At 70.9% G+C, this 25,193-nt stretch carries 19 protein-coding genes and 4 pseudogenes; 9 read left to right on the top strand and 14 right to left on the bottom strand.

Annotation, left to right across the window (positions count from 1 at the left end):
- Window positions 1-100 (top strand): annotated as a pseudogene (locus ABZ896_RS13540) (alpha/beta hydrolase); the annotation flags it as partial.
- A gap of 355 nt (window positions 101-455) precedes the next feature.
- Window positions 456-956, top strand: coding sequence for a hypothetical protein (locus ABZ896_RS13535; RefSeq protein ID WP_360926765.1), 501 nt, complete (start codon window positions 456-458; stop codon window positions 954-956).
- Window positions 957-1,042: 86 nt separating this feature from the next.
- Here the strand turns inward: ABZ896_RS13535 and ABZ896_RS13530 are convergent, their stop codons facing one another.
- The gene (locus tag ABZ896_RS13530; RefSeq protein WP_360926762.1) at window positions 1,043-1,510 is read right to left on the bottom strand and encodes a hypothetical protein; all 468 of its coding nucleotides are present in this window, start codon (window positions 1,508-1,510) and stop codon (window positions 1,043-1,045) included.
- A gap of 218 nt (window positions 1,511-1,728) precedes the next feature.
- Complete coding sequence (locus ABZ896_RS13525) at window positions 1,729-2,718, bottom strand: alpha/beta hydrolase (RefSeq protein WP_360926759.1); 990 nt, start codon at window positions 2,716-2,718, stop codon at window positions 1,729-1,731.
- 140 nt (window positions 2,719-2,858) lie between these two features.
- Between ABZ896_RS13525 and ABZ896_RS13520 the strand changes: the two genes are divergently transcribed.
- On the top strand, window positions 2,859-3,485 hold the full coding sequence (locus tag ABZ896_RS13520; protein ID WP_360926756.1) for a helix-turn-helix transcriptional regulator: 627 nt from the start codon (window positions 2,859-2,861) through the stop codon (window positions 3,483-3,485).
- Window positions 3,486-3,535: 50 nt separating this feature from the next.
- On the opposite strand, the gene ABZ896_RS13515 is transcribed toward ABZ896_RS13520, so the two are convergent.
- Window positions 3,536-3,670, bottom strand: coding sequence for a hypothetical protein (locus ABZ896_RS13515; protein ID WP_360926753.1), 135 nt, complete (start codon window positions 3,668-3,670; stop codon window positions 3,536-3,538).
- Window positions 3,671-4,253: 583 nt separating this feature from the next.
- Window positions 4,254-4,805 carry a hypothetical protein gene (locus ABZ896_RS13510; RefSeq protein ID WP_360926750.1) on the bottom strand — a complete coding sequence of 184 codons (552 nt, stop codon included), beginning with the start codon at window positions 4,803-4,805 and terminating at the stop codon, window positions 4,254-4,256.
- Window positions 4,806-4,933: 128 nt separating this feature from the next.
- Here ABZ896_RS13510 and ABZ896_RS13505 point away from each other — a divergent pair, with 128 nt between their 5' ends.
- Window positions 4,934-5,884 carry a HAMP domain-containing sensor histidine kinase gene (locus ABZ896_RS13505; RefSeq protein ID WP_360926747.1) on the top strand — a complete coding sequence of 317 codons (951 nt, stop codon included), beginning with the start codon at window positions 4,934-4,936 and terminating at the stop codon, window positions 5,882-5,884.
- Window positions 5,881-6,372 (top strand): hypothetical protein, encoded by a 492-nt coding sequence (locus ABZ896_RS13500; RefSeq protein ID WP_360926744.1) that lies wholly within the window; start codon window positions 5,881-5,883, stop codon window positions 6,370-6,372. Before ABZ896_RS13505 ends, ABZ896_RS13500 begins: the two co-directional genes overlap by 4 nt.
- A gap of 631 nt (window positions 6,373-7,003) precedes the next feature.
- Here ABZ896_RS13500 and ABZ896_RS13495 read toward each other — a convergent pair.
- The 3 genes and pseudogenes from ABZ896_RS13495 to ABZ896_RS13485 all read right to left on the bottom strand — a co-directional run.
- Complete coding sequence (locus ABZ896_RS13495) at window positions 7,004-7,318, bottom strand: hypothetical protein (protein WP_360926741.1); 315 nt, start codon at window positions 7,316-7,318, stop codon at window positions 7,004-7,006.
- A gap of 342 nt (window positions 7,319-7,660) precedes the next feature.
- Window positions 7,661-7,906: a hypothetical protein gene (locus ABZ896_RS13490; protein ID WP_360926738.1), complete on the bottom strand. Its 246-nt coding sequence runs from the start codon at window positions 7,904-7,906 to the stop codon at window positions 7,661-7,663.
- A 62-nt stretch (window positions 7,907-7,968) separates the two neighbouring features.
- Window positions 7,969-8,304, bottom strand: a pseudogene (locus tag ABZ896_RS13485) (PfkB family carbohydrate kinase); the annotation flags it as partial.
- A gap of 372 nt (window positions 8,305-8,676) precedes the next feature.
- Between ABZ896_RS13485 and ABZ896_RS13480 the strand changes: the two are divergent.
- Window positions 8,677-9,423 (top strand): annotated as a pseudogene (locus ABZ896_RS13480) (ABC transporter ATP-binding protein); the annotation flags it as partial.
- 2,305 nt (window positions 9,424-11,728) lie between these two features.
- Here ABZ896_RS13480 and ABZ896_RS13475 read toward each other — a convergent pair.
- Together ABZ896_RS13475 and ABZ896_RS13470 are read right to left on the bottom strand one after the other, a co-directional pair.
- Window positions 11,729-14,953 (bottom strand): ABC transporter permease, encoded by a 3,225-nt coding sequence (locus tag ABZ896_RS13475; protein ID WP_360926736.1) that lies wholly within the window; start codon window positions 14,951-14,953, stop codon window positions 11,729-11,731.
- 802 nt (window positions 14,954-15,755) lie between these two features.
- The gene (locus ABZ896_RS13470; protein WP_360926733.1) at window positions 15,756-16,004 is read right to left on the bottom strand and encodes a hypothetical protein; all 249 of its coding nucleotides are present in this window, start codon (window positions 16,002-16,004) and stop codon (window positions 15,756-15,758) included.
- A 129-nt stretch (window positions 16,005-16,133) separates the two neighbouring features.
- On the opposite strand from ABZ896_RS13470, the pseudogene ABZ896_RS13465 reads away from it, so the two are divergent.
- From ABZ896_RS13465 to ABZ896_RS13455, 3 genes and pseudogenes are all read left to right on the top strand, one after another.
- Window positions 16,134-17,426, top strand: a pseudogene (locus tag ABZ896_RS13465) (IS256 family transposase).
- A gap of 407 nt (window positions 17,427-17,833) precedes the next feature.
- Window positions 17,834-18,637 carry an SDR family NAD(P)-dependent oxidoreductase gene (locus ABZ896_RS13460; RefSeq protein ID WP_360926730.1) on the top strand — a complete coding sequence of 268 codons (804 nt, stop codon included), beginning with the start codon at window positions 17,834-17,836 and terminating at the stop codon, window positions 18,635-18,637.
- Between the two features lie 37 nt (window positions 18,638-18,674).
- Window positions 18,675-19,424: a glucose 1-dehydrogenase gene (locus tag ABZ896_RS13455; RefSeq protein WP_360926727.1), complete on the top strand. Its 750-nt coding sequence runs from the start codon at window positions 18,675-18,677 to the stop codon at window positions 19,422-19,424.
- Between the two features lie 10 nt (window positions 19,425-19,434).
- On the opposite strand, the gene ABZ896_RS13450 is transcribed toward ABZ896_RS13455, so the two are convergent.
- From ABZ896_RS13450 to ABZ896_RS13430, 5 genes are all read right to left on the bottom strand, one after another.
- Window positions 19,435-20,487, bottom strand: a complete 1,053-nt coding sequence (locus ABZ896_RS13450; RefSeq protein WP_360926724.1) for an MBL fold metallo-hydrolase — start codon at window positions 20,485-20,487, stop codon at window positions 19,435-19,437.
- Entirely contained in the window at window positions 20,484-20,951 is a 468-nt protein-coding gene (locus tag ABZ896_RS13445; protein ID WP_360926721.1) for a hypothetical protein, read from the bottom strand. Before ABZ896_RS13445 ends, ABZ896_RS13450 begins: the two co-directional genes overlap by 4 nt.
- A 763-nt stretch (window positions 20,952-21,714) precedes the next feature.
- Window positions 21,715-23,103 (bottom strand): acyl-CoA reductase, encoded by a 1,389-nt coding sequence (locus ABZ896_RS13440; RefSeq protein ID WP_360926718.1) that lies wholly within the window; start codon window positions 23,101-23,103, stop codon window positions 21,715-21,717.
- Window positions 23,103-24,443, bottom strand: coding sequence for a hypothetical protein (locus tag ABZ896_RS13435; RefSeq protein ID WP_360926715.1), 1,341 nt, complete (start codon window positions 24,441-24,443; stop codon window positions 23,103-23,105). Before ABZ896_RS13435 ends, ABZ896_RS13440 begins: the two co-directional genes overlap by 1 nt.
- Window positions 24,444-24,453: 10 nt before the next feature.
- Window positions 24,454-25,182 (bottom strand): ABC transporter ATP-binding protein, encoded by a 729-nt coding sequence (locus ABZ896_RS13430; protein WP_360926712.1) that lies wholly within the window; start codon window positions 25,180-25,182, stop codon window positions 24,454-24,456.
- Window positions 25,183-25,193 lie beyond the last annotated feature (11 nt).

Here is a 25,193-nt window from a genome sequence, read left to right as displayed (position 1 = left end):
GTTCGCCGGGGACTCCGCCGGGGGCGGCCTCACCGTCACGACCTGTCTCGCGGCCCGTGCGGCGGGACTGCCGTTGCCCGCGGCGATCGTGGCCTCTCCGTGACGATCAGCTGAATTGCTCCGCAATTCAGCCTGGAATTCGCTCCGCGAATTCCAGAAAAGCGCAGCTGCGTTGGCCCCGGAGGGAACGTAACGCGCGTTCAGAAAATCCCTTGCTCTTACAGATGCAAAACTTCCTCAGTTAATTCCAGGAATTATAAACCTGGCCTTCTATCAATTCCCCTATTCCCAACAGAATCTGAGGAATGCACTCCTCGGGTCTTTCCCGGTCACCGCTGGCCATACCGAGACCGTCGGACACCACGTACTCCTCCTCGGCGCCGACGACTCCACCGACCCGATGCCCACGGTGTAGTTGTGCCGTTCCTCCCGGCCGGGCGAGCGAGGGGAAGCCGGTGAGCGGGCGGGCGTGGGCGCTGGAGATCGCGATGTGGGTGCTGATCGTGGCCGCCGTGCCGGTGTACGTGGTGTGGCTGGTGCGGGCTGGCTACCTGACCGGGCAGCACCGGCTGCCCGGCGGTGACGTCATCCGCCGGGTGCTGCCGACGCTGGTCCCCGCGGCCGCTGCGGTGCTGTGCATCCTGGTCGGGCACGCCTGGTGGGTGAGCGTGGTGACGCGCGCGGCGGCCCCGTTGCGGGAGCGGTGGACCGTGATGGTGCTGCTGATCATCGGCGGTGCCGGTGTTCTGTGGCGTCGCCGCCGTGGACGATCCCGACGTGTCCAACGGGCTGCTGAGCTGCGTGTCACCGGGCTGGGCATGCCAGTCTCTTCTTCATCCCGGCCGCCCGCTCCCCCGAACTGCCCGACGTCGTCCGCCGGCGTTCTGCCGAGTCCTCCGCCGACCCGGGAGCGTAACCGGGCCCCGCCTCGAGGCGTTGGACACGGCGTCGCGTGATGAACCTCCGATCCCCGCGAATACGCGTGGTGGCACCGCGCCGTGTCGCTGCTCGCTGGTGCGGGGCCTGTGGGTTCAGGGACGGGTCAGCCGTCCGGAATGGGCCGCCAGGTCCTCGTACGACAGCTCCTGGGTGCGTGCGGCGCCTTCACTGGGGACGCAGGCGAACACCTTCGGGTCCGGCCGCGCGTCGTGTCGACGGGCGAGCTCGGAGGGACCTTCCCCGCTACAGGACCGTCCGAAGATCTACTCCCCTTCAACATCGGGTGCTCGTCCGGGACTTCACGCTCCATGTGCTGGTACACGGCGGTGAGCGCGTCCGCGTTGAAGGCCCGCTCGAACTCGTCGGCCGCCTCGTTCTTCTCCGTACGGGTCGGCGGGCGCAGCGCGCTCATCAGGTCCAGGCCGGTCGTCGACGCGGTGCCGCGCAGTGTGATCACCAGCTGGGCGTATGTGCCGAGGTAGCGGGCGAGTTCGGCGGGGTGCGGCGTCGCCGGCCTCGGCGGCCCCCGTCGGCTGTTCGTCCGGCGCCGCGTGCATCTACGGGGGACCATCGTCACCCCGTAAGGTGTCGCGACTGTCCCGGGAGAGAGCAGACCCTTCCGGGACTCACGCGTGTTCACGCTCCCAAGGCCCTCCTCGCCCGCTCGTGCCTCGCCGGACACGGCCCAAGGCTGATGCGGCTGTTCGGTATCGGTGAGGAGACCGTCGTGCTACGTCACCGGCGCTTGACTCGAACGGGCTGTCAAGCTGCCCAGGTGGCCTGTCTGGTTCAGTCTGGGAGGGTGGCGAGCCAGTTGGTGAGCAGGCGGTTGACCTCGTTGGGGCGTTCCTGCTGGATCCAGTGGCCGCAGGCGTCCAGGAGGTGGGAGGCCGATAGGCCGGGGAGAGTGGTGGGGTAGGCGTCGATGGCGTCGGCCATCCAGGTGGTGGAGGCGTCGAGGGTGCCGCCGATGAACAGGGAGGGCTGTTTGATCGGGGCTCCGTGGTGTGGGGCGAGGTCTTCCCAGTCGCGGTCCATGTTGCGGTAGCGGTTGAGGGCGCCGGTCAGGCCGGTGCGCTCGAATTCACCGGCGTAGATGTCGAGGTCGTTCTTGCTCAGCCAGGCCGGGAGGGTCCCTGTGGGGAAGCGGTCGCGCAGTCGGCCGCCGGTGCGGGGGACGAAGTGGGGGTCGGGTTCTCCTTGGGTGGGCATGGTGTCGGCGGACAGGGCTGCGTAGAAGCCCGCGAGCCAGCCCCGGACGTCGGGTTCGATCTCCGCCTCGGCGCGGCCGGGCTTTTGGAAGTAGGAGACGTAGAACTCCTGCTCGGGGCCGCCGATCTGGTCGAGGATGTCGGTGGGGCGTGGGCCGCCGGGCGGCGTGTAGGGGACGCTCAGGAGGCCGACGGCACGGAAGACTTCGGGGTGGAGCAGGGCTGAGGTGGCGGCAATAGTGCCGCCCCAGTCGTGGCCGACGATCACTGCGTTTTCCTCGCCGAGTGCGCGTACGGCGGCGATGTTGTCCTCCACCAGGTCGAGCATCCGGTAGGCGTCGGTCTCTTTCGGCTTGGAGGAACGGCCGTAGCCGCGCACGTCGATCGCTGCCGCCCGGTAGCCGGCCGCGGCGAGGGCCGGGAGTTGGTGGCGCCAGGAGTACCAGGACTCGGGGAAGCCGTGGACGAGCAGGACCAGTGGGCCGGTGCCCTGCTCGACCAGGTGCAGGCGCCCGGCGGGGGCCTTGAGGGTGCGGTGGCGGGGCTCGGTGGTCGGCTCGGGCTGCATGGGTTTCTCCTGGATTCGCGGGCGGGCGCGGCTGTCCGTCGATCATGCGGCGCGGTACCCGTCCGATGCGATCGGTCTTGCCCATCTGGCAAACTCGCAGGACAGGGCGGTGGGGTGGCATGGCGGGAGGGAGGGGCAGGGTGGCGGTCGACGATGTGGACGGCGCGCTGGCTGCGATGGGGCCCCGGTTGCGGGCCGCGCGCGAGCGCCGCAGTGCGACGCTCTGCGAGGTCAGTTGCGCGACCGGCATCTCGGTCAGCACGCTGTCGCGGATCGAGACCGGTCGGCGCAAGCCCACTCTGGAGGTGTTGCTGCGGTTGTCGAAGGAGTACCGGGTCTCCCTGGACGAACTGGCCGGCACCGCGCCCGCCCCCGCGGCCGGGCCGCGGGCTGGGGCGCCGTTGAGCTTTGGGGATGGCAAGGCGGTGCTGCCGTTGACCCGGTACGTCGGTGGCCTGCACGTCCACAAGCATGTCCTGCCTGCTGTCGAGGGTGTGGCGGTACGGCCGCGGCAGGTCGCCCACGAGGGCTATGAGTGGTTGTGCGTCCTGTATGGGCGGTTGTGGGTCGCGCTCGGTGACCAGGACCTGGTTCTGAGTGCCGGGGATGTTGTCGAGTTCGACACCCGCGCCCCGCATGGGGTGGTGAATGTCGGCTCCGGCGGGCCTGTTGAGTACCTGGTTGTGTTCGGGCCGCAGGGCGAGCGGCTGCGGCTGCGTAGCCCTGCGGTTGTTGGCAGCGGGAGTCGCCGGCCGAATCGCGCCTAAGGTCTGTCCCGTGACTGCTGGTCGCGGTGAGCCGGTGGCGCCGGCCGTCGTCAGCTGAAGAGGAGGTGGACGTCCTTGTCGATGCAGAGCCGCAGGACGGCCGCGAGCTGGCGGGCGTCGTCGAGGTGCCGTGGGAGGAGCGGGTCGCTGTTTCCCAACGCCTCCCGTTGCGAGGTCTGTGTCATGGAGTCGGTCTGGTCCGCCCCTTGGTCATGCGTTATTTCACCGGTGATGGGTGGTCGGCCGTGTTCACGCTGAGGAGGTCGTGCTGGCGTTCTTTAGTGAGGGGCGGCATGGTTTCCCAGCGGGGGGGGTGCGCGGTTCAGTGGCCTTGGCTCAGGGACGCTGGCTTTCGTTCTAGTTGTGGTGGGGCGCTTCGGGGTAAAGCGCCTCTCCGATGGAGGTTGGCGTTTCCTGCACCTCGGTTGCGCTCGCGTCCGTACCAGTGGGTGTCTGGGCTGCAGCGTCCGCCATCACGGCTTTTCCTTCTGGTAGTGGTCTCTCGTTGGGTGGCCTTTTGAGCGCCTCGTGGACGGGACGGTAGCGATATTCCTGCGGTTGCGTGGTTGCTTTGGTATTCGGTGCTCGCAGTCTGGTTGGCTGTGGGTGTCGGGGAGTTGATGAGGCTGGGTCTGTTCGGAATGCGGAAATCGTGGAGCGGCTTTCGAGCGTTGGACGTCGTAGATGTTCTGAGGTGTGACGAGGCGTTGCTCGCCGGGATTTGCCGGGTCGTCTTCTGGGGTGCAGGAAGGTTTTTCAGAGGTTTGGTTATTCTGGCCACAGGTATTCGTTGGCGGGTATTGTGTCATTGTGGAACCAGGCTTTGAAGAAGACGGTGAGGTTCTGGCCGCTGGTCTTTTCGGCGAAGGACTCGAAGTCGGTCCAGGTGGCGTATGTTCCGCGTTTGTTCTCTGAGAATTCTTTGATGGTGCGGTGGAATGCGGTATCGCCGATCTGGTGGCGTAGTGCGTGCAGGGCGAGGGGGCACTTGGTGCAGATGCTGATTCCTGGTGGTTTGCCGGGCTGGTAGAGGCTGTGCCACCAGGTGGTGTCGTTCTTGTGCTGCTGCACTTGTTGGCGGTAGCGGGTATCGAGGTCGGTGCCGTCTTTTGCTTCGTTCCACAGCCAGGTGGCGTAGGTGGCGAGGCATTCGCTGAGGCAGGAGTCTTCGTCGGCGGCGGGGATGACCGCGTTGGCGTACCACTGGTGGGCCTGCTCGTGGACGACCTGGTCGAGGGTCATGTATGCGGTGTTGCCAGCGCCGAGGTAGACGGGGCGGGTTGCGGGTGCGGTTCCGGGGCCGTCGTCGTTGACGTTCACGAAGACGTTGCCGGCGGAGGAGTAAGGGTAGGGGCCGAAGGTGTGGGAGAGGAAGTCGAGGATGTCCGGGAGGCGGTCGGCGAGGGGTTCGGATCGACGCTCTGACGGAGTCTGCCGTCCGGACCGCGATGTTGGCGTTGCCGCTGGCGGCTGTGCTGGCGCTGCTGGCCGCGCGCAGCGTGCTGCGGCCGGTGCGCGATCTGCGGGACACCGCGCGCCGCCTGGCCGACGGTGACCTGGACGCGCGGTCGCCGCGGGGCGGCGCGGACGAGCTGGGCGAGTTGAGTGTGAGCGTGAACGAGATGGCCGCGTCCCTGCAGGGGTCGATGACCACGATGGCGCGGATGCAGGCGGATGCCCGGAGGTTCGCCGCCGATGTCTCCCACGAACTGCGCACGCCGCTGAGCACCCTGACGGCCGTCGTGGAGGTGCTGGCGGCCGGCGCCGAGCACCAGCCGGATCCCGACGCGCAGGAGTCCGCGCAGCTGGCGATCGAGGAGACCCATCGCCTCGTCCGGCTTGTCGAGGACTTGATGGAGGTCTCCCGTTTCGATGCGGCAGTGCGCGGCTGCGGCGGGAGGACGTCGATCTGGCGGCCGCCGTGCACGACTGTCTGCGCGCGGGGCTGGCTGGATCGGGTCGAGGTCGTGGCGCCCGAGCGGATCTGGCTGCGGGTGGACCGGCGCCGCATCGATGTCGCCCTGGCCAACCTGGTCGGTAACGCCCTGCGGCACGGTGCTCCTCCGGTGCGGGTCCATCTCGCGGCCAGCCCCGGGCATGTCACGGTCACTGTCACCGACGCCGGGCCCGGGCTGGCCGCGGACGTCCTGCCGTATGTCTTCGATCGCTTCTACAAGGCCGACACCGCCCGTACCCGTACTCCCGGCAGTGGGCTCGGGCTGGCCATCGCTCTGGAGAACGCCCGCCTGCACGGCGGTGATCTCACCGCCCGTCCGGCGGGCGCGGGCGGTGCCTGTTTCGTTCTGAGCCTGCCCCGCGGCCGGGACGAGCGGGACGGCCCGAAAGACCGGAAAGATCGGGAGGAGTGGGAGGACCGGAAGGAATGGGAGGGGCTGTGAGAGGGATCCGGCGGGTGCTGCCGCCACTGCTGCTCGTGCTGTCCGTGCTGCTTGCGGGCTGCGGTATCCGGCCCTCCGGGGTGGCCGGGGCAGGTGAGCCGCTGACCGGGCTGGCTCCCGGTGTGACGCTCTACTTCGTCGGCGGCGACGGACGGCTTGAGCCGCAGCTGCGGCGGACCGGGCGGCTGGGCACGGTCTCCGAGGCGGTCTCGCTGCTGTTGAGCGGGCCGGGTGATGCGGGGCTGCGCACCGAGATCGGCCCGGCCGCGACGCGGCAGGTCGTGGTGACCACGGCCTCGGCAACGATCCGGCTCATGGTGCCCCTGACCGTCGACAAGGTGACAGCGCGCGGCATCGACCAGATCGTGTGCACGGCACTGGGAGTGCACGTACAGGGCGGCGGGGCGAGGCAGACCAGGGTGCAGGTCCAGTTCGTGCAGCCGACACCGGAGTCGGCTACGAAACGGGCCTGTCCGCTGTTCACCTGACCGCCTGCACTCCGGCACGTGACGGCACATGCACGCTGCCTGCGTGCCCCCCGCAGGTCGGCGAGGAGTGCCCATCGTCCTCGCGGCCACCTCCCCGGCAGGACACGATTCCCAGCCGTCGGCGCGCGGCCCGGATGCACCGGGGGCAATCTGCCGGCCGTGTGCCCGGGCAGAGGCGTCACCCACTTCCACGGGCGCCGGGGCCTCGGCATGGGCAGGACGCTCCGCATGCCGGGCGACAGCATCGTCATCGCCGGACTGTGCGGCCCGGAGCCTGGCGAGACCGTCTGCGCCCCGCGCCCCGGGACCGGAGGGCGCTCCCTGCGCCGATCCATGTCCAGGATTGTCTGGCAGTGTCCGGCACGTCGTGCGCGGGCGCCGCACCGGTTCGGGCCGGCCCCGTGACGGTGCGGCACCGCCGGGAGGCCGGCCCTGGCACTCCCCGCCGTGCCGGCAGCGACACAGCTCCCGCTCCCTGCCCGTTCGGCTGCCGGAGCCGGGCGGGCAGGGACGTGTCCTCGAAGCGTCCTTCTGCCCCGGCCACGCGCCCGCATCGCCCCGAGGAGGTGGTGCGCTCGGCCCAGGCCGTGGAAGGCGTCAGCATCCTGGTCGACGCCCTTAAGGAGACCTGTCAGTACTCGGTGCAGTCCACGATCACGTCACAGTGCGGGTCGTCGGAGAGCTGGTGCAGGTGCTCGTTGGCCAGGTATGCCGGAGAGGTCAGAGCACCCAACAGGCCGGGCCCCGTACGGCTGATCAGGACATCCACACCGTAGGTACGGTCCCGTTCGGGTGAGCGGAAGTACAGGCGCAGGCGGTCCTCCCCGGTGACGACCGCGCCGGTGAACAGTGGCTTCCACGAGACGTGGCCGGTCACGAAGGAGCGGACGAGTTCGAGCAGACGGTCCAGAGCCACCCGCTCAAGGTCCGGGGCGGTTGAGTTCACAGCCTGGCTACTGTCGGACACTTGTTCCCCGGCTAGTGGTGGCGGTGGTGAGGCTGATCTTCCGAGCGCGCCCGGCATCGTAACGCCCCTCCGTCGTCCGGCACGCGGATACCGCACGGCTCACACGGCTCCCACACGGCCGCCAGAAGGCGATCCCGCCGACCCGTCGGACAGGAACGACACGGGGCAGGCGACCTGCGCGCCGCCGCCAGACCGTAACAGCCCGCCGCGACCCGGCACCATCGGCCCCGTCGGCCCCGTCGGCCCAGGAAGAGGGAAGCCGTACCGCTGCTCGGTCCGGCACGGGACAGCCGGCCCCGGCCGGCGCTGCGCGGCACGCTGTCAGCGCCCGCAACGGCGATCCACACGTCCGGCTCGTCGCACACCGGGGCAACCACGCCCCAACGGCACGCCGAACCAGGCCAGTTGACGCGGGCACGCGGGCTTCCCGGTGGTCTCGTACAGTTCGTTCAGGCGGCCGGTGAGGAGGCCGACATACACGGACCGGCCATCCATCCAGCGGCCGCCCTCGGCCAGCTCATGCCCTGCGTCCACGACGACCGTGGCGGGTGCTGCCGTGAAAGTCATGCCTCACCCCTCACCCGACAGCGGACAGCGGACAGCGGACAGCGGACAGCGGACAGCGGACAGCGGATGGTCGTGCCGTCGGGTTCGTCGAACAGGGCGAGTTCGTCGCGCGTGGGAAGCCCTTCCCAGTCGCCCCGGGTGGCGACGGCGAAGGCCGCGGTGGTCACCGCCCGGTGCAGACGGTCCGGCACACCGGCGCCGTCCAGGAGTCCGGACAGGTATCCGGCCACGAAAGCGTCGCCCGCGCCGACCAGGTCGACGGCGTCCACCTGCCGTGCGGCGGCACTATAGGTCGCCCCGTCGGAGGTGAAGACCGTCGCCCCGCGCGCGCCGCGTTTGACGACCACCTCCCCGACACCCGCCGCCAGCAGACCGCGCGCGGCCTCGGACTCCTCCGCATCCAGACGGCTCGCCAGGCCACCGGGTCTCCAGGAAGCCTTCGCGGACAGCCCTCAGGCCCGCGGAGACCGAGAAGGATCTACTCCTTCCTCGCACGCGAGCGCAGGAGGAGCAGTGGCTCAGTGAGATCGCGGGCATCGTCCTGAACTGGCGCGCCCGGACCAGCCGTCGGCGGGATGCGTCCAGCGTTTCGGCGCCGGCATCGGCCCCGCGGCCGTGCTGATCGGTGTGCCGTCGGCGAACTGGTGGATCCGGCCTCTCGGGGAGATTTCCGCATTACCCTGGCGATGGCCTGACAGCGTTGTCCGCAGACTTCACCTTCCCCGGGGGACCGTGTGCCCGTTCATGAACAGCCGACCGGGGCACCGGACCTGGACGAGCTGCGTCGGCGGGCCGAGGCCGCCGCACCGCAGCGCGAGGCGGGGCTGGTCGTGTGCGAGAACCTGGTACGGATCTTCCAGAGCGAGGGTGTCGAGGTGCAGGCGCTGCAGGGCCTTGATCTGACGGTGGCCGAGGGCGAGATGATCGCGGTGGTCGGTGCCTCCGGTTCGGGCAAGTCGACCCTGCTGGGCATACTCTCCGGCCAGGACGTGCCCACCGCGGGCGGCGCCGAGGTCGCCGGGTACGACCTGCTGGCGATGAAGCGCCGCGAGCGGCTCGGGTACCGGCGTAGCACGGTGGGCTTTGTCCTGCAGCAGACCTCCCGCAACCTCCTGCCGTACCTCTCGGCGACGGAGAACGTGATGCTTCCGATGACGTACGCCGGGATCAAGCGCTCCCGGCGCCGGGCCCGGGCGGAGGAACTGCTCGACCTGCTGTCCGTCGGCCACTGCCGCAACCGCATCCCCGACACGCTCTCCGGCGGGGAGCAGCAGCGGGTGGCCATCGCCGTGGCCAGCGCCAACGAGCCGCGGGTGTTGTTCGCGGACGAGCCCACCGGTCAACTCGACACCGCCACCAGCGACGAGGTCTTCGCCGCGCTGCGCCGGGCGAATGAGGAGCTGGGTGTCACCGTGGTCGTGGTCACCCATGACGCGCTGGTGTCCGAGCAGGTGCAGCGCACCGTAGGGATCCGCGACGGGCGTACGTCGACGGAGGTGCTGCGGCGGGATCAGGTGTGCGGCTTTGGTGGTGGTGATCAGCAGGGGTGTTCCGGCGGCGACCTGCGCGGTGACCGGGCCCAGGAGCGGGTCGTGCAGTTCGGCGGCGGTGAGGGTGCCGACCGGCTTGAACATCAGGTCTCTTGGACGCTGTCCCTGGGGTGCGATTGTGCTGGTGAAGCCTCCGGTGTGTTCTCTGGCCCGCAGGCCGGGTGAGAGGAGGCAGGGCAGGGGGGCGTCCGCGTCGCCCCGGGCATCCGTGGACGTGGCCAGGCGGGCCAGCAGGGTGGTGGCCAGCGGTGACGTCGGTGCGACGGCGGCCAGTTGCTCCGGGTCCACGGTGATCACGGCGACCGGCGAGATCTCCGCTCCGTCGGCCTGTGCTGTCAGGTCGAGGGTGTACAGGTGCTGGAGGGCGGTCCGGATGCCGCTTGTACGGCTGCCCGGTGCGGGCGTGACGGTCCCGGCCACGGTCGCGCCCGCGTCGGCGCCGGTGGTCCAGGCCGCGCCGGTGGCCAGGCCGTCGTCGATCGTACGGTGCACGAGGCCGCCGAACACGGCCGTCCCCAGGGTCAGGACCAGGACGAACAGGGCCAGCCCGGTCGCCGGGGCGTCGTGCGCGGCCCGGGCCGCCCCGATGAAGCCCACCGTTCCCCGGCCGCGCCGGGCCTGCCGCAGCACCAGGCGCAGTACGAGCGGGGAGCAGCGCAGCAGGAGGAGTACGACGCTCAGCGCCACCAGCACCGGCACGGCGCCGAGGATGGGGTCGGGGCCCTGCGAGCGCAGCGCGATCACGCCCGCCGCTGTGGCGATCAGTACCGTCAGTTCCATGACGACGCGTCGGCCGGCGGCGAGGGTGCGGCGTGGGCGGCGCAGTCGGCCGGGTCTGCGTGGTTCGCGGACCGCGCGCCAGGTCATCAGGGGCAGTATGAGTGCCACTGCCGAGGCGGTGAGGGTCGCGGTCATCGGTTGGGGCGATCCGGAGGTGCCGGTGGGAGCGAGGGCCTCTCCGGCCGTCCAGCCGAGCAGTGCGGCGATCGCCACGACCGGCCAGGCGACGGCGCAGCGCAGCAGCACCAGCCGCACGGTGGACGCGCCCCGCGCGCGCTGCAGCCGCAGTTGCGCCTGCCTGCGGCGCAGCAGCAGCCGTACCGCGACGGTGACGGTGGCCAGCGCGACCGCGGCCAGCGTGTCGACGGCGAACGTCGCCAGCTGTCTGGCCTGTTGGTCCTCGGCGGTGAAGTCGGCGAGCAGCGGCGTCAGGGAGTCGATCAGCAGCAGGGGGCCGGTGGGCTGACCGGCGAGATGGCAGCTGAGGTCGCTGGTGATCGGGTCGACCCCCTGGCACAGGGCATCGTTCAGGTCCGCACTGTAGTGGGACAGCGGGCCGGTCAGGGCGCGGGCCTGGTCGAGTGCCGCCCCGGACAGGTCGGCGCGCAGCTGCCACGTCATGCGGGGGCCGCCGACGCCGGCGCCGGCCAGCAGGTCGGCCGCGTCGAGGCCGACGAGGCCTCGGACGGCCAGCACAGTGCCCGCGGAGCGCTCGGCCGGGTAGCGCGATGGCTGGTCCAGGGTCTCGCGGCCGGACCAGAAGTCGTCGCGCGTGGCCGTGGTGCGGTAGACGCCGCTCACGAGCAGCTGCGCCTGGGGCGGTGCGCTCTGCACGCCGAGCGTCTTGGCGAACTTGAGGGTCAGCCGGCTGCCGGCCCGCACACCGAGCGCCTTCGCGCTGGCCTGCGACAAGGCGATCTGCGGCGCGGTGCCCAACGGCGTGCGCTCGGCGGGCGGGTGGCCGCTGACGTAGCGCAGGTGCGTTCGCGCGGACGGCAGGTAGCTGAGCGCCAGCTGGGTGGCGGCGTTCGCCGGGCCAGGAGGCCGCGGTGAGACGAGGGACGCCTGGCTGTAGTCGTAGCCGGCGCCGGTGACGGTCACCAGAGGTGCGGCGGGGCCGGTGAGGTGCTCGGTGAGGGTGCGGCCGGCGTCGAGCAGGCCGGCCGCGTCCAGCGCGGGCGGCACCGTGGTGAAGACCTCGGGCGTGGTGCTCAGGCTGATCAGGGGCGCTGGTGCCTGCGAGGCGTGGACGCGCTGGCGCAGTGCCCGGTCCTCCTGGCCGCCCGCGTAGGCGGGCGCCCACGCGCACAGTGCTGTGAGCACCAGGACGATGGCCGCGAGGCAGGCCAGCAGCGGCAGATCGCCGCGGCTCTCCTTGCGTATCAGGCGCCGCGTCACCGCCGCGCCCACCGGTCGCGTCACCGTCCGTGCTTCCCAGGGCGTGTCCGGCCGTGCCCGGGGCCGTCCATGTCCGTCGTGCCGGACTGCGGGCTCAACGGTCCTCACCCGCTCGCAGCACCCGCACCAGGTCCACCCGGGACAGCAGCCGGGCCAGCACCAGCACGACCGCGCTGATGAGGACAGCGGTGGCCACCGTGAAGAGCGCCACGCTCGCCCAGGGCATGACCAGCGGCAGCGGCGGAAAGGGAGCCTGCCCGCTGTCGTCCACCGTGACCAGTGGCAGCACCGCCGACGCGAGGGCCATGCCCATCAGCGCCCCGGGGACCACCGCGAACAGGGCCAGCCCCAGCTGCTCGGTGCCCAGCAGCGCGGACAGGTTTCCGGTGCGGACACCGATCGCCCGCAGCAGGGCGAACTCCGTGCGGCGCCGGCGGGTGGAGATGATGGCGTGCACGGTGAAGGCGATGACCGCGAAAGCGGGAGCCGCATACCGGACCAGTTCCAGCGCCCGGCGCAGCCCGCTGCGGAACGGGTCCGCCTGCAGGGCAGCGGCGGTACGGGCTGTGGTGGTGACGCGGCCCAGCGCGGGCTGCGCCTCGGCGGCGGCTGCCGTGCGCGCGCTGTCGGTGCTGCTCAGCCACCAGAACGCGGGATCCTCCTGGTCGGCACCCGCCCGCGTCATCGCGGCGGCGAGCTGGCGCTGGTCGGCGATCAGATGCCCCTGTCCGCGGCCCAGTCCGGGCACCGCGCCGATTCGGCCGACGATTTCGGCCGTGATCCGGGCGCTTCCCAGATCCAGTGTTGTGGTGGCGCCCACGCTCAGGCGCGCGGCGCTCAGCGTCGCGGCGTCGGCGCGCACCGGCAGCGGCGCGGCAGGGCCGGCCGGGCCCGCGACCAGTCGCACCGTGCCGGCGGGCCGGGTGTCGTAGTCGCTGTCGGACAGGCCTCCGCCGAAGGCGTCATCGGCGGCCTGCGAGGGCCGAATGCCGGTGCTGATGATGGCCCGCAGTACCCCGGCGCCGCCGGGAACGAGGGAGCACACCCCGGGGGTGCCGGGCTCGTAGACACCCGTCGGTTTTCCCTCGCATGCGCCCGCGGTGGAGTCGGAGGCGTGGTCCGTGCCGTCGGCCCAGGCCTGCCCGCGGGGCAGCCGGCTCACCCAGGTGTCCGTGGTGCCGCGTGCGCCCACCCGGATCAGCTCCAGGTCCAGTCGCGCGGGATGCCTACCCGGCTGCGGGTGGAGGCTCACGGCGGTCACCGTCAGCGGGAACTGCCGCAGGCGGCCGCCGCTCAGCGCCACCTCAAGGGGAACGACGACCGTGTGCCGGGCTCCGTCGGCGGCGGGCAGGCGGGTGGTCACCGTGCTGACGAGACCGGCGGCGTCCTGCACCGTCAGCTCCACGCCCGGTGCCGCCCGGCTGCCGTCACTGCTGAGCCGTTCGTCCAGCAGCAGCGCGGCCGCACGCCCGGGCAGCCGTATCCCGTGGACGTCCGGTGACGGGGTGCGGGGAGCGGGGCCGCCGATCGTGCCGACCAGGTCCTCGGTGGCGCCGCCGGGCAGATTCACCGTCGACCGCGTCACCGGTGTCACAGCGGTCACCGCCGGCAGCGCGCGATAGGCGGTGCCCAGTACGGAGGAGGGGTAACTGCCGGCTGCGGACGGCGAGATCCGCACATCGGCCCCCACGGTGTACGCGGCCTCCTCGAAGGCCAGCGCGCCGAGGCAGGCCAGCGCGGTCGTCGCGAACGCGCTCACCGACACGGCCAGGCACATCAGCACCACCGGCCCCGCGTTGCGTGCGGCCCGCCGGCCCAGCTGCCAGCCGGCCAGCGCGAAGACCACCCCGCGGCTACGACGGGCGAACGCGTCCAGCGCGAGGGAGGCCAGCGGCAGCAGTCGTAGGAGAAGAAGGGCTGCGGCGCCCGCGACCAGGGCCGGCACCAGGACCAGTACCGGGTCGGCGGCCGCGCCGCCGGTCCCCAGACCGGCCAGCAGTGAATGGTGCCGCCGCAGTTCCAGATAGCCCAGGACGGCGACGGCCGCCAGGGCCAGGTCGGCGCCCAGCCGCTGCGCAGCAGCCGCCCGCGCGCCCCGCGCCGGGCGCATCCGCGCCGACGGCAGGACGGGCAGCAGCACCGCCGCCGCGTGCACCAACAGGGTCAGACCCACCGCCACCCACACACCGGTTCCCCGGGCGCCTGGGTGCAGCAGTCCGGCCAGGAAGGGGGCGGCGACTGCGGCCGGGATGCCGGTGAGTGCCCACTCCGCCGCGGCGCCTCCCAGCAGCCGCGGGGTGCCGGCGCCTCTGGCGCGTTGGAGGGCCAGCTCGTCGCGCCGGCGCACCGTCAACTGCCGTGCGGCCAGGACCAGGGTGGCGAGGGCGAGAGCCGCCAGCATCACGCTCGGCAGGTAGAGCGAGGAGCGGGCCGCCACCATCGGCACCGTCAGATCGTCGATCGCACCCGGCAGACCGGAGACCACCCTCAGGTCGTCCAGCGACGGCTGCCGCACGCCGAACACCGACACGCGGCTCTGGCTCCCGGAGAACGCGCGCAGCCGTTCGTGCAGCCCGGCGAAGTCGGCCGCGTCGGTCCGGGAGAAGTCGGGCTGCGCACTCCAGTGGGCCGTCAGGTGCCCGTTCAGGACAGCGCTGCCGTTGAGGGCCGACGCCGACACGACGAGCAGGCTCTGGTCGGCGGTCGTCCCGGGGGCCAGGTCGCCGGCCATGGCCGGCCAGAACCCGACGGCGCCGCGCGCCCGGAAGACGCCGGTGATCCGTACGGTCACGGCCCGCCCGAAGGCGTCCTCCACCCGCAGGGCGGTGCCGGGCCCGACGCCCAGCCGCCGGGCCAGCGCCTCGGGCACCGCCGCGTCGACCGGGGCGGTGGATCCGGTGGCGACCCGGACCTCGGGCAGGGAGGTGAACGCGGCGGCCGGTGCGTCGGCGGTGCCGGCGGGCCACCGCCCGGCGACCAACTGCCCGAACCTGCCCCCGCCTTGGACGGCGACCGGATGCAGATCGCCGGCTCCGGGAACACGCGGCGGGCCGGCCTTTTCGCCGATCCCTGTCACCGAGACCGGCGACACGCCCAGCAGGCCGACGTAGGTTTGCTGCGGCACCCCGGCGAACACCCGCTCGACAGCCGCCCGCACATCCCGATCGGCGACGGCCATGCCGCCGGCCCGGAAGGACGCGCTCACGCTCGCCTGCGCGTCGAAGCGACCGGCCAGCCGCCGTACGGCGCCGTCCTGCACGGAACTCCCGGCCAGCGCCGCGAGCGCGGCCAGCACTGTCGCACACAGCAGCACAGTCACCGCGACAGCGGCCAGCGCCGAACCGTGCTGTCCGGCCCGTCTGACCACGGCGGGAAGCCGCTGCCGAGAAGGACGCGGGGCACCAGAGCGCGGCCCAGGCGAAGAACTCAAGGCCGAGGCGGCCACATGCAACCCCCGCAGAATCGAACATGTGACGGTGACGGCGTGTCACAGTCCTACCAGGCACCACCAAGACCGCACAAGAAACGCTGGTGCCGGTCGCGCGACACCGGAGGGCGCCGACCTGCACGGGGCCCAACACCGGGCTCCCGCCCAGAAGTTGCCGATGCATGCGGCCCTCACCCGCACCCGCGCCCTCACCCGCACCCGCGCCCGCGCCCGCGCCCGGACAGCGATCCCGCCGAGGCGGCCACCCACAGCCGGCAACCCGGCCCGCCGCACAAACGAGACCAGCCACCTGCACCTGAAAACAACCGAGTCCACCGGCGAGCTGCCCTCCGGGGAGAGCCGGTCAGAGCAGGCCACCGCAGTGGAAGCACGTCCTGGAGCCCGGGGGGCAGGGAGACGCGGTGAGGCATGTCCCCGCGCGGCTACGTGTCAGAGGCTTCCTCTTGCGCACGATTCCAGGCGCCCCACTCCCGTCGGGTACGGCCTGACCCGCCCTACGAGGCGGAAGGTTTCCTGATCTCCTGGCTGCCCTCGGCACGGCACGACGGTCACTTTCCCGGTTCATGGGCCCGCGCAGCCGCGGCACCGACCCGGCGCACTTTCTCTCTCTGCACTGGCAGCACAGCACCGGGCCGTCGCGAAAGAGCCACGACGAGCAGGTGGCTGCCGCTCGCTACCGCGCGAAGCGAGTGCCGTAGGCCGCGAACCAAGTTCCGGGGCCGTAGACCACGATCTCTCCGGACACCGCTTCACCCGTTGGGTCCCCTCTCTTGGTCGTGGGCTGAACCACTTTGTAGACGGCGACTGCGCCGTGAGGCAGGAGCTCGTAGAAGTACGAGTGTGCCTCTGTCTTGCTGACCCGCGAGTCCACGAACTGCGCCGTGGCGCGGGTCTGATCGACGAATTCGATCTGTACGGCCATCCCGTGAATTTAGCCGCCGCCGCCACGTGCAGGGGCGGCTTTCGCCCACCACGACTGACTGTCACGTCGACAAGCGGGTCCGGGACTGTAAGACGTTCGGTGTAACTCCCGATCATGGAAGATGCATCGATGACCAGTGAGAACGTGTCCGAGTCCGAGGGTGACGAGTCCACAAGCGCAGTGTCGGCGAAGGCCGTGGACGACCAGTTGATCGACGAGCTGGTGCACCGGGCCCAGGCGGAAGGGGCTGCGTTGACCGGTGAAGGCGGGCTGCTGCAGCAGTTGACCAAGCGGTTGCTGGAGTCCGCTCTGGAAAGCGAGATCACGGACCATCTCGGCTATGACAAGCACGACCCGGCCGGCAAGAACGGCGGCAACTCCCGCAACGGCAAACGCACCAAAACCGTGCTGGCCGACGTCGGCCCGGTGGAGATAACGGTGCCGCGCGACCGGGACAGCTCCTTCGAACCAAAGATCGTCAAGAAGCGGCAGAAGCGCCTGACCGGCGTCGACGAGATGGTCATCTCGCTCGCCGCGAAGGGCCTGACCACCGGCGAGGTGCAAGCCCACCTGGCCGAGGTCTATGGCGCCGAAGTCTCCCGCCAGATCATTTCAACCATCACCGACCAGGTCCTCGAGGGCATGGCCGAATAACAGAGCCGTCCCCTCGACGCCGTCTATCCGGTGGTCTTCATCGACGCCATCCACGTGAAGATCCGCGACGGCGTGGTCGCCAACCGGCCCATCTACGTGGCCCGGGCCGTCACCACCGAGGGCCGACGGGAGATCCTGGGCCTGTGGGCCGGCGACGGCGGCGAGGGCGCCAAGCACTGGCTGCACATCCTCACCGAGATCAAGAACCGCGGCGTCAGCGACGTGCTCATGCTGGTCTGCGACGGGCTGAAAGGCCTGCCCGAGGCGGTGGAGACGGTCTGGCCCCGGACGATCGTGCAGACCTGCGTCGTGCATCTGCTGCGGAACTCCTTCCGCTATGCCGCCCGTCAGGACTGGGACAAGATCGCGCGTCTCCTCAAGCCCGTCTACACGGCGCCGACCGAGGAGGCCGCCCTGGACCGGTTCGCGGAGTTCGCCGATTCCTGGGACAGAAAGTATCCGGCGATCGTGAAACTGTGGGAGAACGCCTGGGAGGAGTTCACCCCCTTCCTGCGGTTCGACACCGAGATCCAGCGCATCGTCTGTACCACCAATGCGATCGAGTCGGTCAACGCGCGGATCCGGCGAGCGGTCAAGGCCCGTGGACATTTCCCCAACGAGCAGGCCGCGTTGAAGTGCGTCTACATGGCGATCATGTCGCTCGATCCCACGGGCAAGGGCCACGCCCGTTGGACCATGCGCTGGAAGACCGCCCTGAACGCTTTCGACATCACCTTCGACGGCCGCCTGTCGGCGGCCCGTCAGTAATCACAACTACCGCAGTTACACCACTCGTTTGACAGTCCCCCTTCAGGCATGGCATCGAGCCCTACGGCAGACTCGGCATCGACACGGTGATCGTCTCGCCGCACCTGGGCGCCACATCACGCCGGATGGAGACCTTCGCGGCCCCGACCCGTACGACGACTGGCCGAACTCGGCTGATACGGACCGGAGGCCGGCCGCCGACCGACGGCCCCCACGACGCGACACCCCTGGACCCCGGCGACCACCCTGCCTCTCCCCCGCCACCCGGCATCGCCCCCCCGCCTCAACTCCCCGCAACGACACACCCTCATCGCCCCAACCAGAGTCTTGTCCACCCCGATCCGTGAACCTAGACTCCATGGAATGAAGTAAATTCAGTTTGGGTGAGCGAGTTCGGGAGCGGCCCCATGGCAGGTGGCTTGGACGGTAAGAGCGTGCTCGTCACCGGTGCGGGGCAGGGCATCGGGCGGGCGATCGCCGTGGAGATGGCCCGGCGCGGAGCGGCCGCGGTGGCCGTCGCCGACCGGAACGAGGCGACGGCCGCCGACACCGCGGAGCTGGTACGCGGCGCCGGGGCCCGAGCCGAGGCGATCGGCTGTGATCTGCGCGCCGGCGACAGCATCGCGGGCATGGTGACGCGGGCCGCGGAGCGCTTCGAGGGGCTCGACGTGCTGGTCAACAACGCCGGTGTGATCGAGACCGCCTTCACCACCGCGCCGGACCGCGCCGTCGACTCGCTTCCCGAGGAGGTCTGGGACGCGGTCTACGAGGTCAATCTCAAGGCGGCATGGCTGGCGACCAAGTTCGCCGCACCGTATCTGCGGCGCTCGCCTCGCGGGCCCGCCATCGTCAACATGGCCTCCGTCTCCGGCCTGACAGGCTTTCCCAACGCCCCCGCGTACGGCGTCACCAAGGCCGCTGTCATCCATCTGACCAAGGTCACCGCCGTCGACCTGGCCCCGGTGCGCTGCAACTGCCTGTGTCCCGGCGTGATCGAAACGCCGCTGGCCCGCGACTACTTCGCCGCCGCCGAGGACCGTGACGTCATGGAACGCGAGCTGACCGCACCCCAGTTGGTGGAGCGACTCGGACAGCCGGAGGAGGTCGCCGGGCTGGCGTGCTTCCTGGCCTGCGACGATGCCGCGTTCATCACCGGATCGTCGTACGTGATCGACGGCGGAGCACTCGCCTGGCTCGGCATACGCCACTGAGAAACACCAAGGAACACCGAGGAACAGGGACGGCACGATGCGATCAAGGCTGGCCGGGAAGACGGCACTGGTCACCGGCGCCACCGGAGGCATCGGCGAGGCCGTCGTACGACGCCTCGCGGCCGAGGGCGCGGCGGTCGTCGTCACCGACCTCGACGCCGGGCCCTGCAAAAAGCTCGCCGAGGAGGTCGGGGGCGGCGCCCTCGGCCTGGCCCTCGACGTCTCGGACGAGTCCGCGTGGCGCGAAGTCGTCGCCACCGCGACCGCCACGCTCGGCGAGCTGTCCGTGCTGGTCAACAACGCCGGCATCGCCACCATGCACACAGTGGAGACCGAGACCATGCAGTCCTGGAACCGGGTCCTCGGGGTGACCCAGACCGGTGTCTGGCTCGGCATGAAGTACGGCGGACCCTCCATCCGGCGCTCCGGCGGAGGCTCCATCGTCAACATCGCCTCCATCTTCGGCACCGTCGGCGGCTTCGGCGCCCAGTTCTCCTACCACGCAGCCAAAGGCGCCGTACGCACCATGACGAAGAACGCCGCACTGCACTGGGCACAGCACAACGTGCGAGTGAACTCGATTCACCCCGGCTTCATCGCCACACCCCGCTCCCGCGAACTGTGGCACGACACACCCCGGCAGACCGCGATGGTCGAGGGGACGCCGCTCGGCCGGCTCGGCACGCCCGAGGAGGTGGCGGCCGCCGTGGCCTTCCTCGCCTGCGACGACGCGAGCTTCATGACCGGCTCCGAGCTCTACGTCGACGGAGGCTGGACGGCGCGTTGAGCGCCCTCCCTCAAACGCCCGCGGCCGCGTACCGGTTGACCCCGTCGGCCCTGGAGCACGAGGCGCGTCCGCGGGCCACCAGCACGTCCAGGTGGGCCGCGGTCTCGTTGACGGCGAGCATCTGGTCGAAGGCTCCGAGGTCGGCGAAGGAGACCTTGCGCCGGGTCCACCCCAGCTCCCCCGCGACCTCGTACGCCGTGCGGGTACGGCCGTCCAGAGCCGCCAGCGTCGCGGCGAGCCGGTCGTCGTGGTGGGTCAGCAGCTCGCCCACCCGGGCATGCACACTGTCGCCGACCGGGCCGTGCGCGGGCAGCAGTTGGGCGTCGGCGAGCGTGGTCATCGTGTGCAGTGAGTCAAGGTAGTCACCCAACGGCAGGGCGGGGGCGCCGAGTTCGAAGCCGATGGAGGGGGTGATGTGCGGCAGGACGTGGTCGCCCGAGAAGAGCAGCCCGCGCGCCCGGTCGAGGTAGACGACATGCCCCTGGGTGTGGCCGGGGGTCGGAACGACCGTCAACCGGACGTCGCCGAAACGGAGTTCCTCCGCCTCCAGCCAGCGGTCCGGCGCCTCCCAGACGGTGTGGTCGAAGCCGTCGTCGTACATCGCCGCGACCCGCTCGGCAAGGTCGTGCGCGCCGGCCCGGCGCAGTGTGCCGAGCGAGCCGACCGGCTCGTCCGTGCGCAGCTCCCCCAGCAGCTCCAGACCGCGCCGTTCGCCGGCGCCCAGGTAGACCTGGGAGCCCAGCAGCCTGCGCAGTTCGACGGCCTGGGTGTAGTGGTCGCGGTGGATGTGGGTGACCAGCACGTGGCTGATCTCGCCGAGGTCATGCCCCAGTTCGGCCAGGGCGTCCTCAAGTGCCTTGCGGGACTCGGGGACCGACCAGCCGCCGTCGATGAGGACCAGTCCTTCCGTCAGCCCTTCCAGCGCGTAGACGTTGACGGCCCGCAGTCCGTCCTCCGGCAGCGGCAGCGGGATGCGGTGCACGCCCGGACCTACGGTCTCGGGACCGCCTCGCGCCCACCGGCCGCGGTCGAAATGGGGGGTGCGGGTCGTGGAGGTCGTCATGCATCTCCTTGCAGGCGCTGTTCGGGGTGAGCTCCAGGCTGCGGGGTGAGCCCCGCGTGCAGGTCGTGGGCGAGTCCGCGCGCACCAAAGCGGTCGAGCTTGCCGACGGCCGTCTGCGGCAACTCGCTCACGGTGAACACGAATTCGGGCCACTTGGCCTTGGACAGGCCCGTACCGGCAAGGTGTGCGGTGATCTCGTCCAGGCCGAGTGCACCGCTGCCGTCCTCCACCACCAGGAGCACGGCAGCGCGTTCACCGAGGAGCGGGTCCGGTACCGGGGCCACGCAGACACGGGCCACGCCCGGGTGCGTGGCGACAGCCCGTTCGATCTCAGTGATGTCGAGGTTACGTCCACCACGGATGATCACGTCCTTCTCACGGCCCATCACCGCGACCGTGCCGTCCACACCGCAGACCAGCAGATCACCGGTGAGGAAGAACCCGTCCGAGGTCAGAGCCGGCACCACCACCTTGCCATCGCGGGCATAGCCAAGGAACAGCGACGGGCCCCGGACCTGCGCACGGCCCGTCACCCCAGGCCCCAGAACGGTCCCCTCAGGAGCAACAGCCCTGAGATCGGCGATATTGCGCCAACTGCCCCCGCAACGTGGCAGCTTAACCAAACTGGTCCACGCGGCGCCGCACGCACCCGGGGCGACGATGCCCGGCGAGGTGCGGGCCTCCGCGTATCGGCAGTACTACGGGCCAATGGACGAGGGGGCGAACTGCGAGGTCGCCGTCAGCGTGCACGCCGAGGGCCGCAATGTTGTGTTCGCCCTCGGCCCAACGCCGGTGCAGGTGCCCCTGGCCTTGGTAGGGGCGAGGATGTTGTCGCCGCGGGGCCAGGTCGGGGCGACCTCCTTCCCGGCCGGCGCTGTCGCAATCATCGCCTGCGGTCCGGGAGTTCGACGCTGATACCGCACCGTCGGCCCGGCGATGCGCTCCGCGAATGTGGCCTTCGGGCGTGCAGGGTTCTCGCAGTACAGGCGGCTGATCGTCAGCTCGATCCGCGCCGGACGGACACCGACTGCCTCGTCGGCAACGTGGCGCAGGTACCGGCTGTGCTCCCGGTTCAGGGATCCGACCGCAGCCAGTGCATGCAGTCGGCTCCGCCCGGGATCGCGCGGAGATCACAGCCGCATCCTCGAACTCCTCAGCCGGACCAACCTCCACCGGGTGACCGGTCACGCAGGCCGGACGTACCGCCGGGCGCCGCGGCCGGAGGCCTCACTCGTCGTTCACCCACCGCATGAGGCGTTGCAGGGGGTAGAAGCCGTCGTGGGAGAGGCCCGGTGGCATGCCGCCTGCCCTGCCGAGGGAGACCACGCGTTGTACGCCGGCGCAGGCGAGGGCGTCGCGCAGTTCGGCCTTGCGGGTGTCGGGGTAGACGCCGACCGTCTGGGTGGCGACCCCGGCGTGTGCCACCGCCTCGGACAGGGCGGCGACCGGGACGACGTCCACGATCTTGCCGTCGGGGTGGAAGTCGACCGGTTCCGGTGAGCGGATGACCAGGCCCTGGCCGTCGTAGCCGCCCCAGACGCGGTACTCCGGTTCCATGGACCGCAGGACGTCGATCTCCTCGCGCAGTTCCGCGGCGACCCGTGGGCCGCCGGCCGAGCTGAACTCCCTTGCCACGCCCAGGCGTTCGCACAGCAGCGCGGCGTAGCGGTCGGCGTCGTCCCAGGAACCCTCGACGAACTGGAAACGGCTGGCAACGCACGCCTGCTGGTTGAAGAAGGTGGCGTCGGCGGCGCCCGCGTCGGCCGCCCGGGCCAGGCTCTCCTCGGACGCGAAGGCCTCGCGGCCGATCATCGAGATCGAGGTCTTGGGGTCGAAGGAGACGAGCTCGAAGCCCGGGCCGACGTACTTCAGCGCGCTGCGGATGGTGGACTCACCGCCCCAGGCGACCAGCTTGTCGAAGAACTGCGGGCGGAACAGCACACTCTCCACCGCCTCGTCGCCGCCGCGCCAGTACACCGCGGAGAACGACCGCACCACCGGGTGCCCGGGGGCGACCGCGGCCATCGTGCGCAGGATCGCGGTCGCGGTGAACAGGTCGTTCGAGGGCAGCTTCAGGAGGTTGACGCCCTTGGTGAGCGCGCCGCGTACGACGGACATCGCCGCGACTCCGGGCGCGTTGCCCGCGATGATGTGCACCAGGCGGGGCGGGAACGCGCGGGTGGCCGCGATCCGGTCGTCGGGCAGGCGGACCTCGCGCCAGCCGTCGAGCACGTCCGCACCGCCGAGTTCGTGGTCGATCTGGGCGTACAGAGAGGGGCGTTGGAAGCTGCGCCACAGCACGGCGTAGGCGCGCTCCAGGACCTCCGCGGGCAGCGGGCTGACCGGGACCATCCGCTCCAGGGCCTCGGCGAGCAGGCCCGCGCGGTCCGCCTTGAGGGCCTCGCCGGTCTCCACCAGCAGGTCGACGATCTCCGCCACGGGCACGTTAAAGGCGGGGCCGGGTTCGGTGCGGGGCCACACCAGACGGTCCAGGTCGAGGGCGGGTGCGGCGAACCGGCCGAGGTCGACGGGGGTGCCCGCGTCGACCTCGCCCCGGACCACGTGGACGACGGTCACGGGGGCGGCCGCGGTGCCGTCGAGTGTCGTACGGCTCATCAGTGGATCATCCCTCGCACATAGGAGTCGAGTGTCGCCGCGCAGGTGATCTTGTCGTCGCCGCCGAGGTCGCCGTAGCGCCGGATGTCGGGCAGGACCGCCGGTCCCGGGCGGCCGCAGGCGCACGGCGAGAAGTCCACGAAGACCCGGTCGCCGCTGATCAGTCCGCCCCAGCGGCCTTCGAGGGAGACGTCGAGGAAGGCGAACCGGCCCTCGACGACGCCCTGTTCGGGGTTGAGCAGCTTCTCGCCGGGCTCGTCGAGGACCAGGGGGATCACCCAGGGCGGGACGTGGTAGTTGCCCTCCTCGCAGGCGAGGCAGGAGCCCTGGAGTTCGGTCATGCCGTAGCTGCGGACGCGGCGGACTCCGTCGTAGAAGGCGGTGAGTTGCTGCTGGTAGTCGTCGGGGAGGGCGCGGCCCTTGTTGCCGCCGCCGCTCAGTACCAGCGTGTCCGGGTGCAGACTGCCGTCGGCCACACCGCGGGCACGCAGGGCCTGGATGAGGGTGAACTGCTGGTTGTTCATGCCGGCGATCAGTAGCGGTTCGTCGCGGTGGGCGGCGATGTCGTCGACGATGGCGGACATGGCCACGCCCAGTTCCCGCTCGCGGGACTCGGAGACGGTCTCGAAGGAGCTGATCTCCTGCGGGGTCGCAGCGCCTTCCGCGATCCTGCGGCGCAGCAACGCGCTGCTCATCAGTTCGGACACCCGCATCGGGTCCTCGGTGAGCAGCCTGGTCCCGCCGGGTTGCGCGAAGACCTCGGCGTGCCAGCGGAAGCCGTCGATGGAGCGCATCGGGCCGCTCGCCGGTGCGAGCAGATAGCCGCGGCGGGTGGGTTTGGCCGGCAGAGGGTCGGGCCAGCAGGTGAGGTGCTCCAGGATGTCGTGGAGGAAACTCAGGTCACTGGCATCGCAGTTGAGGAAGGAGACCTTCCCGGAGGTGCCGCTGGTGATGTACGGGCGGTGGCCCGCGGCGGTGATGCGGTCGGTCCACTCGTCGATGTCGCTGACGCCGTCCATGTCGACGTCGCCTGGTTCGACCGCGGACACGGTGGTGTACCAGCGCAGGAGCCGGTCCCAGCGGCCCGCGGTGATGAGGGAGACGGGGTAGGACTTGTAGCTGGTGTGCGAGAAGAGCAGCGGCACCAGGTCGTCGAGGCCGGTGATCTCGTCGACGCCGGTCTCCGCCGCCCGGGTGCGCAGCAGCGGAACCCGCTCGCGGTGGGCGGTGAAGGTCTCCCGGGCGGCCTCCAGCTGCAACTCCCTTAGCTCGTCGGCCGGTTGGTCGAAGGTGTCGCCGGAGAGGACGAGGGATCGGATCTGCTCGCGTGCGCCTGACACGGCGTTCACCTCAATCGGTTGCGTACGTGGTGTTTTCCGCTGTGGCCTGCGCGAGGTACGACGACTCGATCGCGTCGAGGTTGCCGCGCAGTTCCGCCGGGGTGCCGGACAGGGTGACGCGGCCGCGATGCAGGACGTACACGCGGTCGGCGACGTCCAGGACCTTGCGCACATGCTGTTCGACCAGCAGGGCGCCGAGGCCGTGGTCGGCCGCCTCGCGTACCGCGCGCAGGAGGCGGTCGACCACCAACGGGGCGAGGCCGAGGGAGAGTTCGTCCGCGAGGAGCAGCTTGGGCGCGCGGCACAGGGCGCGGGCCAGCGACAGCATCTGCTGCTCGCCGCCGGACAGCATGCCCGCGCCGGTGCCGAGTCGCTTTTCGAGCTCGGGGAAGAGTTCCAGCGCCTGCTGGGACCTCACCCGGCCGACCCGCAGGTTGTCCGCGGTGTCGAGCCGGGTGAAGACCGTCCGCTCACCGACGTAGGCCAGGCCCTGGCGGGCGCGGCGGTGCAGCGGTGTCCGGCCGGGTTCGCCCAGCCAGCGCACCTCGCCCTCCAGGGGGGCGAGGCTGCCGGAGAGCGCCCTGAGGGTGGTGGTCTTGCCGGCGCCGTTGGGGCCGAACAGGGCGACGACCTCGCCGGGGCGGACCTCCAGGTCGAGGTCGCGTACGACGGGCCGGCTGCCGTATCCGGCGGACAGGGAGCGTGCTTCGATCAGGGGTGCGTCGGTGGTGTCCGGCACTGGCCTGCTCC

The sequence above is a fragment of the Streptomyces sp. NPDC047072 genome, assembly GCF_040643855.1.
In the GTDB taxonomy this organism is placed as follows: Bacteria; Actinomycetota; Actinomycetes; order Streptomycetales; family Streptomycetaceae; genus Streptomyces.
The sequence above is the reverse complement of the archived record's forward strand: the minus strand, read 5'-3'. Positions and strand labels throughout refer to the sequence as shown.